Source organism: Dactylosporangium sp. CA-233914, from assembly GCF_050942935.1.
Lineage (GTDB): Bacteria > Actinomycetota > Actinomycetes > Mycobacteriales > Micromonosporaceae > Dactylosporangium.
In genome coordinates this window covers 4596207-4612944 of the sequence record NZ_CP192030.1, presented here as the reverse complement: position 1 = coordinate 4612944, position 16738 = coordinate 4596207, and the positions used below count along the sequence as shown (strand labels likewise).

Below are 16738 nucleotides of genomic sequence, written 5' to 3'. Positions count from 1 at the left end.
GACACTCCAAAGCCCTCATCGGCGCTCCAAAATCCGGTCGGCGTTGCCCCCGGCGACGAGCGCGAGCTCGTCCGGGGGCAGGTCGAGGGCGCGCAGCTTGGCGACCTCGACGCTCGGGTGCTGCAGCGGGTGCTCGGTGCCGAACAGCACCCGGTGCGCGCCCAGCCTGCGCACCGCGAGGCGGGCGACGGCGGTGAAGCAGCCGGAGAGCTCGACGGCGATGTTCGGCAGCGGCGCGACCAGGTTCAGGCCGGCCGCGTCGAGGCCGGTGTGGCCGCAGTGGCCGGAGACGAACGTGACGTCCGGGTGGCGTGCGGCGAGGACGACGAGGTCCTCGGTGCGGGTCCCGGCCCGGCCGAGGCAGACGACGTACACCGGGTGGCGGTGCTGCGCGGCGATGCGCACCAGGGCGTCGACGCGCGGGTCGTCGAGGCGGAAGCCGTGCACCGCCGGGGAGATCTCCAGGCCCCGGAACCGGTGCGCGCTGTCGCGGTAGCCCTCGGCGTCGCGGTACGGGTCGGCGAAGAAGAACGGCACCAGCCGCCCGCCGGAGGCCTCGCAGGCTCGCCGGACGCCCTCGTTGTCGGCCAGGGCCTTGCTGCGCCCGCCGTCGACGATCTGCACGGAGAGCCGGTCGAGCCCGACGACGCCGCCGGCGCAGACCGCGGCCCGCTCGACGCCGGCCTCGCCGAGCGCGGCCAGCAGGTTCTCGGCCGCGCCCGGGCCGGGGGTCAGACGTGCGTGGAAGTCGAACATCACTGCTCGTAGCACAGTTCGTCGATGGGGTACCCGACGTGCCGCTCCCGCTGCGGCAGGTACCCGAGGATCTTGTCGCCGGGCTTGAGCGCGGTGGAGTTCAGCACCGCGCCGCCGGGGCCCAGGATGCGCACGTGCCAGTCGTCCTGGACGATCACGTTGACCCGCTCGCCGCCCTCGGCGACGGCGTCGATGGACAGCAGCGGCCGGGTCTCGATCTTCACCCGGCCGACGACCGCCGGCCGGGTGCGCCCGTCGACGCCGACGGCCAGCACGATGCTGCCGGCGCGCAGCTCGCTGAGGTAGCGGGTGTGCTCGGCGTCGGCGAGCGTGTACGACATGATCGCCCCGGCGTTGACCCGGAACGGCCGGGTCGGCATGTACGGCAGCGGGTGGGTCTCGCTGACGCACAGCACCAGGGCCTTGGCCCGCGAGCCGACCAGGATGCCCTCGTCGCGGGCCAGGTACGTGCACGTGTCGACGCAGGCCCGCTCCCCCATCCCGGCGTGGGTGATGGCGGTGACGGTGAGCTCGCTGAGCTCGAGGTCGGGCGAGCGCAGCTCGACGGCGTCCTTGAGCCGGCCCGCCTCGCCGGGCGCGGCCGGGGCGATCATCACCCCGTCCGGGCCGTGCTCGAGCACGCCGAGGTGGACCGGCGCCTCCTCGGCCCGCTCGACGGTGGTGATGATGAGCCCGTGCGCGTCGGCCGCGGCGGCCAGCACGATCTCCAGCGGGATGTTCGTCGGGTCGGCGAAGCGCAGCACGGTGCACGGGTCGCGGGTCACGCTCGCGCAGGCCGCGGCGAGGGTGTCGGCGTCGGTGACCTCGACGTAGCCGCCGAAGCGGGTGCCGGGGTGGCGCTGGGCGAGCCGGGCCGGCTCGCCGTGCGCGGCGGGGTCGACGACGACGAGGTCGGCGGCGCCGAACTGCTCGGGCAGGGCGCCGCGCCCGGGCAGCAGCACCCGGGTCACGGTCGGCGGCAGGCCCTCGAGGTCGGCGGGGTCGTCGGCGACGATGGCGTCGAAGCCCCGGTGGATGGCCTCCTGGCACAGGGCGGGCTTGAGCCCGTCGGCGCCGCGGATGTCGAGCCAGCACTGCTTCATGTGGGTGTACTCCTTCTCACCGGCTGTGCGCCGGAGCGCGGTCGTGGACGAGGGCGGAGAGCCGGCGCACCATCGCGGCCGGTTCGGGGGCGTTGAAGACGAGCCGTCCGGCGGCGATCCCGCCGGCGCCGGCGCGCATCGCGTCGGCGAGGTGGCGAAGCGACTCGCCGCTGTCGCGGGCGTCGCCGCCGGCCGCGAGGACCGGGATCGGGCAGTCGCCGGTGAGCGCCGCGAGGTCGGCCACGGCCCGCGGCATCGCGGTCTTGACCAGGTCGGCGCCGAGCTCGGCGGCGATGGCGGCGGCGTGGGAGACCAGGTGCGCGGCGCGGCCGTCGGCGATGGCGGGGCCGCGGGCGTACACCATGGCCAGCAGCGGCACGCCCCAGCGGTCGCAGTCGCCGGCGACCGCGGCGAGGTCGGCCAGCTGCCGCGGCTCGGTGCGGGAGCCGGCGTTGACGTGCACGCTGACCGCGTCGGCGCCCAGCCGCAGCGCCTCCTCGACGGTGCAGACGAGCACCTTGGCGTCGGGGTCCGCGGACAGGCCGGTGCCGGCGCTGAGGTGGACGATGAGGGACAGATCGCGCAGGCGGCGGGGCTGAACCCGCCGCAGGGCGCCCTTGTGCAGGACCACGGCGTCGGCACCGCCGGCCGCGAGCTCGCCCACGAGCCCGTCCAGGCCTCCGGGCCGTCCACTGTGGATGATGGGGGCGCCGCTGATCGGGTGGTCGAGCGGAACTACGAGCAGGCCGCCGGATCCGTTGCGGTACAGGCGATCCAGCCGTACCCGGCGGGCGAAGGCGTCGTTGTGAGCCACGCACCGAAAGGTAGCCGCGGGCCGGGACACGCCCCACTACCTCAATGGGTAGTGGCCGCCCTCACCGGGTCGCGGCGACCGTGGCGAGCATGACACATCCATGGCTGGACCGCATAGCGAACGCCGAGGCCTACGCCCTGCTGTGCCGCGACGACCGGGTGGAGCTGCGGGTGGGCCGGACGCTTGCCGGACTCGACCCGGGCGGCGGGGAGCGCGAGGTGGTGGCGGCGCTGCCGTACCGCACGATCGCCGAGCGCGGCCTGCCCTGCATCGACGACGGCGCCCCGGTGCTGGCCTTCGCCGTGACCTGGGCGGACGCGCTGCCGGCCGAGACGGCCGCGGCGCTGCTGCCGGTGGACGAGGCGCGCCTGAGCGGGGACTTCGCCGTGAGCGACGCCGAGTACGAGCGGATCGTGCGCCGGGTGATCGCGCAGGACATCGGGCGCGGCACCGGGTCCAACTTCGTCATCCGCCGCGACTTGCGGGCGACGATCGAGCCGTTCGGGCCGCGTACCGCCCTCGCGGCGTTCCGGCGCCTGCTGCTGGCCGAGCGCGGGGCGTACTGGACGTTCCTGATCCACTGCCGCGGCCGGACGCTGCTGGGCGCCACGCCCGAGTCCCAGGCCCGCCTGGACAGCGGGATCGCGGCGATGAACCCGATCAGCGGCACGTACCGCTACCCGCCCGGCGGCCCCACCACCCGCGGCCTGCGCCGGTTCCTCGCCGACCGCAAGGAGACCGAGGAACTGTTCATGGTCGCCGACGAGGAGCTCAAGACCATGGCCCGGGTGTGCGAGGGCGGCGGGCGGCTGCGCGGGCCGTGGCTGCGGCCGATGTCGCGGCTGGCGCACACGGAGTACATAATCGACGGCCCGACCCGGCTCGGCCCGGCGGAGGTGCTGCGCGCCACGATGCCGGCCCCGACGGTGACCGGCAGCCCGCTGACCGCCGCGTGCCGGACGATCGTGGCCCGGGAGGGCACCGGCCGGGGCTACTACGGCGGGGCGGTCGCGCTGCTCGGGCCGGGCTCGCTCGACTCGGCGCTGATCATCCGGACCGCGGAGATCGGCCCGGGCGGCGAGGTGACGATCGGGGTCGGCGCGACGCTGGTACGCCACAGCGACCCCGCGGCCGAGGCGGCCGAGACCCGGGCCAAGGCGGCGGCGCTGCTGGCCGCGCTGGGTGGGGAGCGAGTCTCGCCGCAGCGGCCGAAGCTGCCGGCCGTGCAGCGGGCGCTGCGGCGGCGCAACGCCGGGCTGTCGCCGTTCTGGCTCGGCCGGCCGGTCCGGCTCGCGCCGCTGTCCGGGCGGGTGCTCATCATCGACGCCGAGGACGACTTCACCGTGATGCTGGCCCGGCTCACCGAAGCGCTCGGGCTGCGGGTCGAGGTCGGCACCCGGCTGCGGCGCGGCTTCGACGCGGTGATCGTCGGGCCCGGCCCCGGCGACCCGCGCGACCGCGGCGACCCGCGCATCGACGGGCTGCACGAGATCACCCGGCGGCTGCTTTCGGACCGGACGCCGATGCTGTCGGTCTGCCTCGGCCACCAGGTCCTCGCCGACGAGCTCGGGCTGCCGATCCGCCGGCTCGACCGGCCGGCCCAGGGCGAGCCGCGGCACGTGCCGGGCTTCGGCCGGGTCGGCTTCTACAACACGTTCGTCGCGGTGTCCGACGCCCCAGGACATCGAATGAATGCTATTCATGTGGCGACGGTGCGTGACGCAACGCCGGAGCGAATCGGGATATTGCGGGACGGGAACACCGGGGCCGTGCACGCGATCCGTATGGCTCGAGCGCGATCGATACAGTTCCACGTCGAGTCCGTGCTGACCGAGCACGGCCCGGCGATTCTGCGGCGCCTGCTGGCCGAATGCCTGCTGGCCCCGCCTTCGGGGGCGGGACCAGCGCGATATCGGGCCGACGGCCGATGCCGTCCGGGTTCGTCCGGGTCCCCCGAAAGGCTGTTCAAGTCGATCTTCGGGGGCCGGGAGAATCGCCGCAGGCCGCAATCCGTTCCCGCGCAGTTTCCCGGGCCACCGTTTCGACCACAGGGGTGATTCCGCTGACGACACCGGGCACCTTCGGGCGCGACCGCGAACTCGCCGTCCTGCACAGGGCGGTGACCGGGGCCGCGGCCGGTTTCGGCGGGTGCACGATCGTCAGGGGGGCGGCCGGCATCGGCAAGTCCAACCTCATGCAGGCGGCGGTCCGCTTCGCCGGGGCCCGCGGGGTGGCGGTGGCGGCGCGGGCCGCGTTCGAGCTGGACCGGGCGGCGCCGCTGATCACGCTGGCCTCGGCGCTGGCGCAGCTGCAGCCGCCGGAGCCGGCGATCGGGTGGGTGCGGCAGGAGAGCGACGCGCAGTACCGCACCCTCGAGCGGCTGGGTGCGGCGCTGGAGGACTACGCGGCGCGCCATCCGCTGGTCATCGCGATCGACGACGCCCAGTGGATGGACGAGCTGTCCGCCCTCGCGGTGGCCGAGCTCGTCCCGGCCCTGGCCTCCTCCCCCGTGCACTGGCTCTTCGCGCACCGCCCGGCCCCGGCCGGCACCCCGGGCCAGCAGCTCATGGAGCGCCTGGCCCGCGACGGGCACGAGCTGCTCACCCTCGCCACCCTCGACGACGAGGCCGTACGCCGGCTGTGCGCCCAGGTCGTCGGGGCCGACGTGGACAACACGGTGCTGGCCCTGGCCGGCGGCTGCGACGGCAACCCGCTGCAGGTCGAGCAGCTGGTCCGCACGCTGCACCTGACCGGGCAGCTGGTCGTCGCCGACGGAATCGGCACGGTCGTCGGCGAGGAGCTGCCCAGCAGCTTCATCACCATCGTCGAGCAGATGCTGCACGGGCTGTCCAGCGACACCCAGGAGCTGCTGCAGGCGGCGTCGGTCTTCGGCCGCCCGTTCGGGGTCGAGGCCGTCGCCGAGCTGCTCGACGTGCGGCCGGCGACGCTGTTCAAGCAGATCAGGGAGGCGACCGGCGCGCGGATCCTGGTCGAGGACGGCACCGAGCTCACCTTCGTGCACGACCTGGTGCGCCTCGCGGTGTACGGCACGCTCAACGCCGCCCTCGCCCCGATGCTGCACCGCCAGGCGGCCCTGATCGCGCGGGCCGAGGGGCGAGCGCCGGTCGAGGTCGCCCAGCACCTGCTCAAGACCGGCCGCACCGGGCGCCGCGAGGCCGTCACGATCCTGCACGAGGCCGCGCTCGCGGTCGCCCCGGCCGCAGCGAAGACCGCCGCCGACCTCGTCGTGCACGCCCTCGCCGTGATCGGCGAGCACGACCCCGGCCGCACCGCCCTGGTCGCCGACGCGGTCGGGCTGCTCGCCTCCGCCGGCCGGCTCGCCGAGGCCCAGAACCTCGGCGAGACCGCGCTGCGCGCCGGGCTCGACCCGCGCACCGAGGCCGTGCTGCTGCTCGGCCTGGCCGAGGCGTTCAAGCACAACGGGCAGAACAAGATGGCGGTGCAGTACGCCGCGCAGGGCCTGGCCAACCCCGGTGCCCCCGAGTCCGTGCGGGCGAAGCTGCACGCGGTCCGCGCCCACGCCCGCTTCTACGACGACGACATGGCCGGCGCCGACGCCGACGGCGAGACCGCCACCGCGGCGGGGCTGGCCACGGGCGAGTACGCCGCCTCCGTCTTCGGCCTGACCGCCCGCAGCCTGGTCGCCGGGGCCCAGGGGCGTCTGGAGGACGCCTACGCCCACGCCGAGCAGGCCACCGGCATCGCCGACCGGGTCCGCGGCGATGCCGCCCACCGCCATCCGCGCATCTGGCTCGGCGACGCCCAGGCCGCCCTCGACCGTTTCGACGACGCCGAGGTCACCTACGAGCGGGGCCGGCGCGAGTCCGAGCGCCTCGGCACCGCCTGGTCGACGCCGCTGTGGCACTACTACCACGCCAACCTGCTCATCGCCCGCGGCCGGCTCGACGACGCCGCCGCCGAGGCCGAGGCGGGCGTGGCGATCGCGCTCAACCTGACCGCGTACGCCCTGGCGGTGCCGCTGCTGGGCACGCTGACCCGCCTCGCCGTGCTGCAGGGTGACCTGCCGCAGGCCCAGGCGCACCTGGCCCACATGCACCGGCGGATGGCCCTGGGCATCAGCGCCGCGCCCGAGGACATCGTCTGGCCCGAGGGCGTGCTGCGGGAGGCGATCGCCGGCCCCGAGGCGGCCCTGGCCACCCTCACGGGCCTCTACGACGCGCTGCCCGGCCGCCCGGTGCTCATCGCCCAGGATCCCTCGGCCGCCGCGGCGCTGGTGCACATCGCGGTCCGGGCCGGCGACGAGCCCCGCGCCCGCCTGGCCGTCGCCGCCGCCCGGGGACTCGCCCGGCGCAACCCCGGATCGCTCTCCCTCGCCGCCGCGGCCGACCACGCCGAGGGGGTCCTGACCGGCGACCCGTGGATGCTGCGCGGGGCGGTCGAGCGCTTCCGCCGTACACCTCGGCGCCTCGCTCTTGCCTCGGCCCTGGAGGACGCGGCGCTGAACGTCGAGGGCACCGCGCAGGGCCGCGCCTGGGCCGCCGAGGCGGTCGACATCGTCACCGACTGCCGCGCCGAGCGCGCCCGCCGCCGCCTCGAGTTCAGCCTCGGCGGCCCCAAGGCCCCGGCCGAGCGGGCGGTGTTCCGCCCCGGCTCCCCGCTGCACCACCTCACCCCGGCCGAGCGGGGCGTCGCCCTGCGGGTCGCCGACGGCCTGACCAACCGGCAGGTCGCCACCGCCCTGCACCTGTCCCGGCACACGGTCGACAGTCACCTGCGCAAGATCTTCACCAAGCTGGAGCTGCGCGGCCGGGTCGAGCTCGCCAACCTCGTCGCGAAGGACCGTCTCGATCCTTGACCACGTGAATACGTGATGTCGGCGGGACCCGCCCGCACCCCAGCATGACCGGAGGCGACGCAGCCGTCGCCACGGGCCGAGCGATGGGGGAGACGGTGACGACGCCGACGGTTCGCACGCAGGTACTCGTGGTCGGGGCCGGGCCGACCGGCGCCGTGCTCGCGCTGGAGCTCGCCCACCACAACGTGCCCTGTCTGGTCGTCGAGCGGGCCGTCGCACCGCCCCGCCACCCCGGCGTCGACCGGCTCACCGGGATCGCCATGGACCTGCTGCCCCGCCTCGGCCTGGGCGTTCTGGCGCGCGAGTACGGCACCGGCGCGGCCCGGCCCGAGGACGTCGAGTGGCGCACCCGCCTCGACGACGAGCCGGTGCTGGTCTCGCCCCGTACGGCCGCCGGCGCCGCCGACCACCGCATCCCGGCCGCCGAGCTGACCCGGCGCCTGCGCGACGAGCTGCGCCGCCACCCGCTGGTCGAGTTACGGGAGGGCTGGACGTTCACCGGGCTGCGGGTCGAGCCCGACGGCGCCGTCGCCACGGTGCTCGACGTGCACGCCGGGGCGCGGCACGCGGTCGCGGCGCGGCACCTCGTCGGCTGCGACGGGGCGCAGAGCACGGTGCGGCACTGCCTGGAGGTGCCGATGGACAGCCTCGGCAGCCCCGCCCAGCACTGCTCGGTCTTCTTCCGCAGCACCGACCCGCGGCTGCCGGCGGGCGGCCGCCCGGTCGTGCTCGTCGTCGGCGGCACGAGCAGCGTGTCCCGCGGCGACGGCGACAGCTGGGTCGCCCACCTGCCCATCTCCGCCGACGAGCCGGTCACCACCGACCCGGTCGCGATGCTGCGCGCCCGCCTCGGCGGCGGCCTGGACGTGCCGGAGATCCTCAGCGTCGCGCAGTGGGACGACGCGCTCGGCGTCGCCGCGGCCTACCGGCGCGGCCCGGTGTTCCTGGCCGGCGAGGCCGCGCACCGCTTCCATCCGGCCGGCGAGCTCGCCGACACCAGTCTCGCCGACGCCGTCGACCTGGGCTGGAAGCTCGCCGCCGAGATCAACGGCTGGGGCGGGCCCGGCCTGCTGGACAGCTACGAGTCCGAACGGCGCCCGAGCGCTCTGCTCGACCGGGAGCTGCTGGCCCGGGCGCTTGAGACCCGGCGCCGCTTCGGCCGGCTCAGCGCCGCCGGGGCCGCGCCCGAACTGCTCGCGGCCGTACTGGCCCAGGAGACGCACCAGGCGGACGCCACCGGGCTGCCGGCCCGGCACGCGAACTCGGCCGTGGTGTGGCACGACGGCTCGGCCAAGAGCGCCGTGCGCCCCGGCGGCCGCGCCCCCGACGTGCGCCTGGACGGCGGCGAGGCGCTCGCCGACCGGTTCGGCCCGGAGCTGACGCTCGTCGACCTCACCGGCGAGTCCGCCGGGCTGGCGCTGGTCGCGGCCGCGTCCGGGCGCGGCATCCCGATCACGCACCTGCCGGTCGCCGACGCGGCGGTGCGGGCCGGCTGGGACCGGCCGCTGGCGCTGGTGCGCCCGGACCGGCACGTCGCCTGGTGCGCCGACGCCGCGCCGGCGGACTGGGACGCCGTGCTCGACCTGGTCAGCGGGCACCGCCCGCGCCAAGACCACGCGAATACGTGATGGTCCCCCGTGCAACCGGCGGCGAGTCTCGAAAGACACCCCCGATCGATTCCGGCACGCACGAACCGACACAGGCAGGACAGGACCGATGAGCATGACGACCCTGACGCCACCCCCGGACCTCGGTAGCACCGTCGTGAGCCGGTGGCACCGGCGGCTGTCGGCGAACAAGACCGCCAAGCGCAGCCACTGGCGGACCAAGACCGTGTACTTCCGGGCCGTGGCGGGCCTCGTGGCCAGCGCGCCCGCGGCCCAGCTGACGTGGAAGAGCATCGTCGAGGCGGCGGCCCCGCACGGCAGCCGCAGCACCTTCTACGAGGTCGCCGGCGCCCACGCCCGGCACCCGCTGAACGAGGCGTTCGTCGACGACGGGCGCACCGACTCGATCCAGCTCGCGCTGTACTACCGCCGCACCGACGCGGTCGCGCAGCTGCTGGACGAGTGCAAGGTCTGGTCGTACTGGCCGTATCGCGAGCGGATGCTCGACGCGGTCGGCGCCGCCGGGCCGCTGCCGCCCGACGCGCTGCAGGCGGAGGTGACCGGGTCGCTGCTGAAGTGGGCGAAGGTCAACCCGCACCTCGCGGCGGCGCTGAACTACGCCCCGCCGGCGTGCGCGGTCGAGGACCTGATGCTCATCTGGAACGGGCGGCTGGCCGCGGTGCGGGCGGCGAACCACCTCACCGATCTGCTCAGCGAGCAGGTGCGCCGGGCGGCCTAGGAGCACCGCCGGTCGGCCCCGGGCCGACCGGCGGTTAGGCTGGCGGCGTGCGACTGCGGCGGCTTCAGCGGCAGTGCCGGCGCCTGCTCGCGGACATCGAGGTCCCTGACCCCTTCGATCTGTCCGTGTTCCTGTCGTACGTCGCCGCGCGCCGGGGCCGCGACCTGCACCTGCATCCGCAGCCCGCGCCCACCGGGGCGCCGTGCGGGCTGTGGCTTTCCACCGAACGGGCCGACCACGTCTTCTACGCGGCCGGCACCGACCCGCTGCACCGCCGGCACATCATCCTGCACGAGATCGGGCACATCCTGTGCGAGCACCGGGCGCCCGGTCTCGTGCTGCCGGACCTCGACCCGGCCACCGTCGCCCGCGTGCTGCTGCGCTCCACGTACTCGGCCCCGCAGGAGCAGGTCGCCGAGATGATCGCGACGATGATCAGTGGCCGGGCGCTACGCGGCGAGGCCGGGCGCCCTCGCCCGGACGACCCGCTGCTGCGGGGCCTGTCGGAGGCGCTCATCCCGGGGCCGGGCCATGGCGTTCGCTGACACCCTCGAGTTCCTGGTCCTGGCCGCGTTGTGGGCGTTCACGATCTGGCGCTTCGCGACGCCGCAGCCGCCCCGCGGCCGGGCCGTGCGGCTGGTCGCCCTGCTCGCGGCGCTGTCGTTCACGTTCAACCGGCGCGAGATCTCCTTCGCCACCGACCGGCTGCTGCACGTGGCCGACGCCTCGGTGCCGCTGAAGAACCTGGCGACCGTGGCCGCCTCGGCCGCGATGCTGCGCCTCACCGGCCTCATGGACGGCCCGGTCGCGCGCCGCCCGCGGCTGCGGCGCTGGGCGTATGCGCTGCTCGCCGCGGCCGGCGTCGCCATGGCGGTGCTGTTCGTGCTGGTGCCGCGCGACCCGGCCCGCGGCGACTTCGTGGCCGAGCGGGCCGGCACCCCGGCCGTGACCGCGTACGGCGTGCTGACCCAGTTCGGCCTCTTCGTCGGCCTCGCCTGCTGCCTGACGCTGTTCCATCCGGCGGCCGGCCGGGCCGGGCGCGGGACGCTGCGGGCCGGCCTGCGGCTGCTCACCGCCGGCGCGCTCGTGGGCCTGCTGTTCATCCTCAACCGGGTGGCGTTCCAGGTGAGCAACGCGCTGGGCAGCGACGCGCTCAACGGCCCGGGCGCGGAGAACGTCTCGCGCAGCCTGCTCGCGGCGATGCTGCTGCTGTTCGCCGCGGGCGCGGCGCTGCCCGCGCTGGGCGGACTGCGGCGATGGGCGGCGCACTACGCGGCGCTGCAGCGGTTGCGGCCGCTGTGGGTCTCGCTGGTTTCGTCGGTACCCCATGTGGTCCTCGGCGACCCGCCTGGGCGCCTCGCCGACCTGTTCACGGTGCGCGGCGTCGACCTGCGCCTCTACCGGCGGATCATCGAGATCCGCGACGCGCAGTGGGAGCTGGGCCTGGCCGGCCACACGGCTGCGCCCGCGTCCGGGGACGGCGCCGCCGACACGAGCCTGGTCGAGCAGGCCCGCGCCCTCCTGGGGGCTGGAAGCGTTGTGGCCACCCCCGTCCCGGCGCCGGTCGACCGGCAGCCCGGCCACAACGATCCGCCCGACGCGCCTCGGATGGTAAACCTGAGTTGATGAGACGCCAGCGCCCGTAAATCTGAGCTTATGGTGGAGATTTCCATCGAACCGGTGGGATTGTCAAGGGTTGATGCGATGAGTGAGCCGACACTCGCGGCCAAGCTGGACCGCCTGTTCCGCACCGTCCACCCGGCCGGCCGCGGCGAGTACACCTACGAGGAGGTCGCCGGGGCCATCCGCGAGCGGGGCGTGATGATCTCGCACACGTACGTGTGGCAGCTGCGCAAGGGCGCCCGTGACAACCCGACGAAGCGCCACCTGGAGGCCCTCGCGGAGTTCTTCGGGGTCAACGCGGCGTACTTCCTCGACGACGACCCGGCGACCGTGCGGCGCATCGAGGAGCAGCTGGACCTGCTGGCCGCCCTGCGCGACAACGCGGTCCGGGCGGTGGCCCTGCGCGCCGCCGGCCTGTCCGCACCCAGCCTGGAGGCGATCCACGGCATGATCGAGCACGCCCGGCGCATCGAGGGGCTGCCCGAGGCACACTAGCGTTGACATGGGCGTCAACGTTTAGCGTTGGTCGCATGCGGATCGGCGAGTTGGCGGAGCGGGCCGGCACCAGCACGAGGGCGCTGCGCTACTACGAGCAGCACGGCCTCATCGCGGCCCGGCGCACGTCCAACGGCTACCGCGAGTACGAGGAGTCCGACCTGCGCCTGGTCCGCGAGATCCGCCAGCTGCTGGAGATCGGCTTCAACCTCGAGGACACCCGGCCGTTCGTGGAGTGCCTGCGCTCGGGCCGGGCCTCGGGTGCCCAGTGCCCCGGCTCGATCGAGGTCCTGAGCCGCAAGCTGTCGGACCTCGACGGCTGCATCGCCCGCCTGCGGGCGGCCCGCGCCGTGGTGGAGCGGGAGCTGGCGCAGGCCAAAGCCATGGAGGAGCCCATATGACCATCGACGTGACCGACGCCACCTTCGCCGATGAGGTACTCGCCGGCGACCTGCCCGTCCTGGTCGACTTCTGGGCACAGTGGTGCCCGCCGTGCCACCGCATCGCACCGGTGCTGGAGGAGCTCGCCGCCGAGTACGAGGGCCGCGCGCGGGTCGTGAAGATCAACGCCGACGACAACCCGCTCACCGCCCGCGCGTACAACGTGCTGGCCATGCCGACGCTGGCCGTCTTCCGCGGCGGCGAGGTGGTGTCCCTGCTCGTGGGCGCCCGGCCGAAGTCCGTGCTGCGCGAGCAGCTGGACGCGGCGCTGGTCGCGGCGCCGCGGGTGAGCCGCTGACCTGCGGCCCGGGGCAGTACGCGCGGGATCACACCGGCAAGGAGGGGCGGCGGGCGGTTAGGGCAGACTACCCTGAGCGGTGTGTCCGCCCTTCCTTCCGGGCCGCCGCCGCGACCCACCCACACCGGCCGGGTCGTGCGCGCCGAGCGCCTGACCCCGAACATGCACCGTGTCGTGCTCGGCGGCGAGGGGCTGGCCGGCTTCGCCACCGGTGAGCACACGGACCATTACGTGAAGCTCATGTTCCCGCGGCCCGGGGTGGTCTACCCGGAGCCGTTCGACCCGGTCGCGGTCCGCGCCACGATGCCGCGCGAGCATTGGCCGGTCACCCGGACGTACACGGTCCGCGCCTGGGACCCGGTCGCGCGCGAGCTCACGCTCGACTTCGTGCTGCACGGCGACACCGGGCTGGCGGCGCGGTGGGCGGTGCGCGCGCGGCCCGGCGACGAGCTGCACTTCGGCGGCCCCGGCGGGGCGTACTGCCCCGATCCCGGGGCGGGCCTGCACCTGCTCGCCGGGGACGAGAGCGCGCTGCCCGCCATCGCCGTCGCCCTGACGCGGGTGCCGGCCGGGGCCGCGTGCGCGGCGTTCGTCGAGATCGGCGACCCCGCGGACGAGCAGGACGTCCCGGGCGTCACCTGGCTGCACCGCAACGGCGGGGCGATCGGGTCGCGGCTCGTGCCGGCCGTGCTCACCCACCCGTTCCCGCAGGAGGCGCCGGGGCGGGTGCACGCCTTCGTGCACGGTGAGGCCTCGTTCGTCAAGGAGCTGCGCCGATACCTGCGGATCGACCGCAGCGTCCCGCGCGAGCGCATGTCCGTGTCGGGATACTGGCGGCTCGGCCACGACGAGGACGGCTGGCAGGCCTCGAAACGCGCCTGGAACGCCCAGATCGAGGCCGAGCAGGAGCCCGCCTTCTCGTAGCCGCCCCCTACAGGCCGGTCGGGCTGGTGATGGTGAAGCGGGCCTCGACGGCGGCCGAGACGCGCTGCCGCTGCGGGCCGAGCTCCAGCTCCGCGTAGCCGCCGGCGGTCGCCGAGGACTTGGCCCGCAGGGACTGGCTGCCGTATCCGGGCTGGAACCCCACCGGCAGCAGGCCCTCGACCTGGCCGCTCAGCCCCGGGTCGGCCAGCTCGACCAGCTCGATGACCTGCGCGCCGAGCGCCTCGGCGTATTCGCGGGCCCGCGCGATCGCGTCGGCGACCGCCTCGCGGCGCAGGTCCTTGTGCACGGGGCTGTCCGGGCGCAGCGACCAGCGCGGCCCGCGGACCTGCACCTGGTCCTGCCCGGCGACGGCGAGCATCATCTCGCCCAGCGCGGCGAAGCCGGACACGGTGACCGTCGTGACGAGGCTGCCGGCGTAGGCGGTGACGCGCTCGCCGCGCCGGCCGGCGCTCTCGGGGTACACGTGAAGGCCGGTCGTCTCCTGCTTGTCGACGGCGTCGCCGAAGCGCTCCAGGAACTGCCGGAGGGCGTCGGCGCGCTCGCGCAGCCGGGCGAGCGTCGTGTCCCGGTCCCGGTCGCGCGCCGACACCACCACCGTGAACTCCGCGAGCTCCGGATCGACCTCGCGCACCGCCTCGCCGCGCACCGCAACCGTTGTCATGCCGGCAAGCGTAGGGTGCCCGCGCCGCCACCCGGGGTCAGGTGGACACCTCGCCCTGCGCCGAGCGGCGTTTGCCGCGGCGGCGCCCCACTAAGGTGCCCGCGCCGCCACCCAGGGTCAGGCGGACACCTCACCCTGCGCCGAGCGGCGTTTGCGGCGGCGGCGCTCCACCGCGACGCCGCCCCAGAAGGCGAAGCCGGTGACGGTGATCCGCGGGGCGCCGTGCCGGCCGGGGCCCGACGCGTCGTGGCCGAAGCCGCCCATGAGGCCGGCGCCGGTCACGTGGACCTCGGCGTCCTCGGGGACGATCACCTGGACCCCGCCCATGACCGCGAACGCGCGGATCTTCACCTCGCCGTGCAGCATGCGGGCCTCGCGCAGGTCGACGGTGCCGCCGCCCCAGAACGAGAAGCAGGTGAAGACCCTCGGCACGACCCACGGACCCCGGCGGGTGAAGCCGCTCATGACCGCGACGGCCGTGCCGGTGGCGGGCACGTCGCCGGGGCGGGGCGGCACGCCGTCCATGACCGGCATCGGGCTGCGCACGCCGGTGGCGGGCAGGTCGCGCACGATCGGCTCGAGGTCGGCGTAGGTGCGGGCCGCGTAGACCGCGTTCAGGCGCTCGTCGACCTCGTCGAGGTCGAGGCGGCCCTCGGCCGCGGCGGTGCGCAGGACCTCGGCGACGCGCTCGCGGTCGGCGTCGGAGGCGCGCAGCTGTCGGGGGTCCATCGGCTCCGGCGGATCGGCCATGGCGTACAGCGTAGGCCGAACGCGACGGGCCGTGGTATCCGGCGCCTTGCTGCCCGATTCGCCCACTTTCGCGGACAATCATCCCGAAAAATCCGGACAAATTGGTACGGCGGCATATCCTGCACGAAACAACCACTTCACAAACCGAAGACTTGCGCAGAGGGCTCGGTAGCGTTTTGGATGTGCTGGCGGGCCGTACCGTACGCCACCGTCCGTGAGCGTCGGCGTCACAAGCTCCCGATCGTATGGAGGATCCACCCATGACCCACGGCGGGGACCTGTTGACGCAGCGCGACGACGCCCTCTCCCGGCCCAGCTTCACGCAGCAGGTCCGCGGTTACGACAAGCGCCAGGTCGACCAGTACCTCAACCAGCTGGACCGCCAGATCGCCGGCCTCACCACCGAGCGCAAGCGCGCGGCCGGGCAGGCCCAGGACCTGACCAATCAGGTCCAGGACCTCACCACGCAGCTCAAGCAGTTGCAGGCGGAGCTCAACGAAGTACGCCAGCGGCCCGCCCGCGTCGACCGCGCCTCCTTCCGCCACCTCGGCCCGATGGTCGACCAGATCCTCGCGCTCGCCGAGAAGCAGGCCGGCGTGATCATCGACAACACCGAGCAGAAGGCGGCCGAGCACCAGGCCGCCGCGGAGAAGGCGCTCGCCGAGGCCAAGGAGCGCGCCGAGAAGCTCATCGCCGACGGCGAGGCCGCGCACGAGCGCGCCGAGGCCGAGGCCAAGCGGATCAACGAGCAGAGCATCGAGCACATGGAGAAGACGCGCGCCGAGGCCGACGCCCTCGCCGAGGCCGCGCGCCAGCAGGTCCTGCAGGAGGTCAAGGCCGGCCGCGCCCAGGCTCAGCAGGAGCTGGCCCAGTGGAAGGCGACCGCGCAGCGCGAGATCGAGGAGCTCAAGGCGGCCTGCGAGCGCGAGCTCAACGAGCAGCGCCAGAGCACCGAGCGCGACCTGACCCAGCAGCGCCAGGCGGCGGACCAGAAGAACGCGGCCATGCACGCCGACGCACAGAAGCACGCCGCGGACCTGCGTAAGCGTGCCGACGAGGAGAACGCGCGGCACCAGCAGCAGCTCTCCGTGGTCCAGCAGGACATCCAGGCCCGCCAGAAGGCCCTCACGCAGCTGCAGACCGAACTGGAGGCGACCCAGACCCAGCTCGCCGACGCCCGCCGCGAGTCCACGACCCTCGGCCGCGAGGTCAACCAGCTGCAGCAGCGCCTGGCCGACACCAAGCAGAGCCTGACCAGCGAGCTGACCCGCCTGGAGCACGCCCGCCAGGCCGCCGACTCGGCCGAGCGGCACGCCAAGGAGGTCCGCGCCCGGGTCCAGCGCGAGGCCAAGCGCGTGGCCGACCTGGCCGCGGCCGCGGTCATGGCCGCAGCGGCGGGCGGCGGCGCCGACACCGGCGAGTACCCGAAGGTCCCGGCCCCGGTCCGCCAGCTCCCCGACCAGCTGCCGACCCAGCCGGACAACGCCAGCGCCGCCGACGCGGTCCGCCGCGAGGAGATGCCCGAGCAGGCCTGACAGCACCTCTTTCTGCTATCCGCTATCCGCTTCCGGCTTCCGGCTTTCCACTTTCCGCCGAACGCCCGCCGCGACGGGCGTTCGGCATTGTCGCGCACCCCGCCGCCAGGCGCTCCACCATTGCCCGATATGCC

16 protein-coding genes are annotated in these 16738 nt (G+C 74.8%); 11 read left to right on the top strand and 5 right to left on the bottom strand.

Features of this window, described 5'->3' with window-relative positions:
* Positions 1–15 precede the first annotated feature (15 nt).
* The 3 genes from ACQPY0_RS20660 to ACQPY0_RS20650 are packed head-to-tail and all read right to left on the bottom strand — an operon-like array spanning position 16 to position 2673.
* Positions 16–756 (bottom strand): amidohydrolase family protein, encoded by a 741-nt coding sequence (locus ACQPY0_RS20660; protein ID WP_432991242.1) that lies wholly within the window; start codon positions 754–756, stop codon positions 16–18.
* The gene (locus tag ACQPY0_RS20655; RefSeq protein ID WP_432991240.1) at positions 756–1859 is read right to left on the bottom strand and encodes a 3-dehydroquinate synthase II family protein; all 1104 of its coding nucleotides are present in this window, start codon (positions 1857–1859) and stop codon (positions 756–758) included. The genes ACQPY0_RS20660 and ACQPY0_RS20655 overlap by 1 nt, the downstream gene beginning before the upstream one ends.
* A gap of 16 nt (positions 1860–1875) precedes the next feature.
* Complete coding sequence (locus tag ACQPY0_RS20650) at positions 1876–2673, bottom strand: 2-amino-3,7-dideoxy-D-threo-hept-6-ulosonate synthase (RefSeq protein WP_432991239.1); 798 nt, start codon at positions 2671–2673, stop codon at positions 1876–1878.
* An 89-nt stretch (positions 2674–2762) separates the two neighbouring features.
* On the opposite strand from ACQPY0_RS20650, the gene ACQPY0_RS20645 reads away from it, so the two are divergent.
* The 10 genes from ACQPY0_RS20645 (at position 2763) to ACQPY0_RS20600 (ending at position 13637) form a co-directional block, all read left to right on the top strand.
* Positions 2763–4730 carry an anthranilate synthase family protein gene (locus tag ACQPY0_RS20645; RefSeq protein ID WP_432991237.1) on the top strand — a complete coding sequence of 656 codons (1968 nt, stop codon included), beginning with the start codon at positions 2763–2765 and terminating at the stop codon, positions 4728–4730.
* The gene (locus ACQPY0_RS20640; RefSeq protein ID WP_432991235.1) at positions 4727–7510 is read left to right on the top strand and encodes an AAA family ATPase; all 2784 of its coding nucleotides are present in this window, start codon (positions 4727–4729) and stop codon (positions 7508–7510) included. Before ACQPY0_RS20645 ends, ACQPY0_RS20640 begins: the two co-directional genes overlap by 4 nt.
* Positions 7511–7605: 95 nt before the next feature.
* A complete protein-coding gene (locus ACQPY0_RS20635; RefSeq protein ID WP_432991233.1) occupies positions 7606–9138 on the top strand; it encodes an FAD-dependent monooxygenase in 1533 nt (510 codons plus the stop codon).
* Positions 9139–9226: 88 nt separating this feature from the next.
* Entirely contained in the window at positions 9227–9856 is a 630-nt protein-coding gene (locus tag ACQPY0_RS20630) for a hypothetical protein (protein WP_432991231.1), read from the top strand.
* A 47-nt stretch (positions 9857–9903) separates the two neighbouring features.
* Positions 9904–10401 (top strand): hypothetical protein, encoded by a 498-nt coding sequence (locus tag ACQPY0_RS20625; RefSeq protein ID WP_432991229.1) that lies wholly within the window; start codon positions 9904–9906, stop codon positions 10399–10401.
* Entirely contained in the window at positions 10388–11482 is a 1095-nt protein-coding gene (locus ACQPY0_RS20620) for an MAB_1171c family putative transporter (protein ID WP_432991227.1), read from the top strand. The genes ACQPY0_RS20625 and ACQPY0_RS20620 overlap by 14 nt, the downstream gene beginning before the upstream one ends.
* Before the next feature lie 78 nt (positions 11483–11560).
* Positions 11561–11974 (top strand): XRE family transcriptional regulator, encoded by a 414-nt coding sequence (locus ACQPY0_RS20615; RefSeq protein ID WP_432991225.1) that lies wholly within the window; start codon positions 11561–11563, stop codon positions 11972–11974.
* Between the two features lie 35 nt (positions 11975–12009).
* On the top strand, positions 12010–12375 hold the full coding sequence (locus ACQPY0_RS20610; protein WP_432991223.1) for a MerR family transcriptional regulator: 366 nt from the start codon (positions 12010–12012) through the stop codon (positions 12373–12375).
* On the top strand, positions 12372–12713 hold the full coding sequence (gene trxA, locus ACQPY0_RS20605) for a thioredoxin (RefSeq protein ID WP_432991221.1): 342 nt from the start codon (positions 12372–12374) through the stop codon (positions 12711–12713). Before ACQPY0_RS20610 ends, trxA begins: the two co-directional genes overlap by 4 nt.
* 81 nt (positions 12714–12794) lie before the next feature.
* Positions 12795–13637, top strand: a complete 843-nt coding sequence (locus tag ACQPY0_RS20600; RefSeq protein WP_432991219.1) for a siderophore-interacting protein — start codon at positions 12795–12797, stop codon at positions 13635–13637.
* A 7-nt stretch (positions 13638–13644) separates the two neighbouring features.
* Here ACQPY0_RS20600 and ACQPY0_RS20595 read toward each other — a convergent pair whose 3' ends face one another.
* Positions 13645–14319 carry an SIMPL domain-containing protein gene (locus tag ACQPY0_RS20595; RefSeq protein ID WP_432991217.1) on the bottom strand — a complete coding sequence of 225 codons (675 nt, stop codon included), beginning with the start codon at positions 14317–14319 and terminating at the stop codon, positions 13645–13647.
* A 117-nt stretch (positions 14320–14436) separates the two neighbouring features.
* Positions 14437–15069 carry a DUF1707 SHOCT-like domain-containing protein gene (locus tag ACQPY0_RS20590; protein ID WP_432991215.1) on the bottom strand — a complete coding sequence of 211 codons (633 nt, stop codon included), beginning with the start codon at positions 15067–15069 and terminating at the stop codon, positions 14437–14439.
* Between the two features lie 260 nt (positions 15070–15329).
* Between ACQPY0_RS20590 and ACQPY0_RS20585 the strand changes: the two genes are divergently transcribed.
* Positions 15330–16604, top strand: a complete 1275-nt coding sequence (locus ACQPY0_RS20585) for a hypothetical protein (protein ID WP_432991213.1) — start codon at positions 15330–15332, stop codon at positions 16602–16604.
* Positions 16605–16738: the final 134 nt, after the last annotated feature.

What these genes read in the sequence shown, in the direction of transcription:
- ACQPY0_RS20660 (WP_432991242.1), bottom strand. Translation starts at nt 756, where the DNA reads ATGTTCGACTTCCACGCACGTCTGACCCCCGGCCCGGGCGCGGCCGAG.
- ACQPY0_RS20655 (WP_432991240.1), bottom strand. Translation starts at nt 1,859, where the DNA reads ATGAAGCAGTGCTGGCTCGACATCCGCGGCGCCGACGGGCTCAAGCCC.
- ACQPY0_RS20645 (WP_432991237.1), top strand. Translation starts at nt 2,763, where the DNA reads ATGACACATCCATGGCTGGACCGCATAGCGAACGCCGAGGCCTACGCC.
- ACQPY0_RS20630 (WP_432991231.1), top strand. Translation starts at nt 9,227, where the DNA reads ATGAGCATGACGACCCTGACGCCACCCCCGGACCTCGGTAGCACCGTC.
- ACQPY0_RS20620 (WP_432991227.1), top strand. Translation starts at nt 10,388, where the DNA reads ATGGCGTTCGCTGACACCCTCGAGTTCCTGGTCCTGGCCGCGTTGTGG.
- ACQPY0_RS20615 (WP_432991225.1), top strand. Translation starts at nt 11,561, where the DNA reads ATGAGTGAGCCGACACTCGCGGCCAAGCTGGACCGCCTGTTCCGCACC.
- ACQPY0_RS20610 (WP_432991223.1), top strand. Translation starts at nt 12,010, where the DNA reads ATGCGGATCGGCGAGTTGGCGGAGCGGGCCGGCACCAGCACGAGGGCG.
- trxA (WP_432991221.1), top strand. Translation starts at nt 12,372, where the DNA reads ATGACCATCGACGTGACCGACGCCACCTTCGCCGATGAGGTACTCGCC.
- ACQPY0_RS20595 (WP_432991217.1), bottom strand. Translation starts at nt 14,319, where the DNA reads ATGACAACGGTTGCGGTGCGCGGCGAGGCGGTGCGCGAGGTCGATCCG.
- ACQPY0_RS20590 (WP_432991215.1), bottom strand. Translation starts at nt 15,069, where the DNA reads ATGGCCGATCCGCCGGAGCCGATGGACCCCCGACAGCTGCGCGCCTCC.
- ACQPY0_RS20585 (WP_432991213.1), top strand. Translation starts at nt 15,330, where the DNA reads ATGACCCACGGCGGGGACCTGTTGACGCAGCGCGACGACGCCCTCTCC.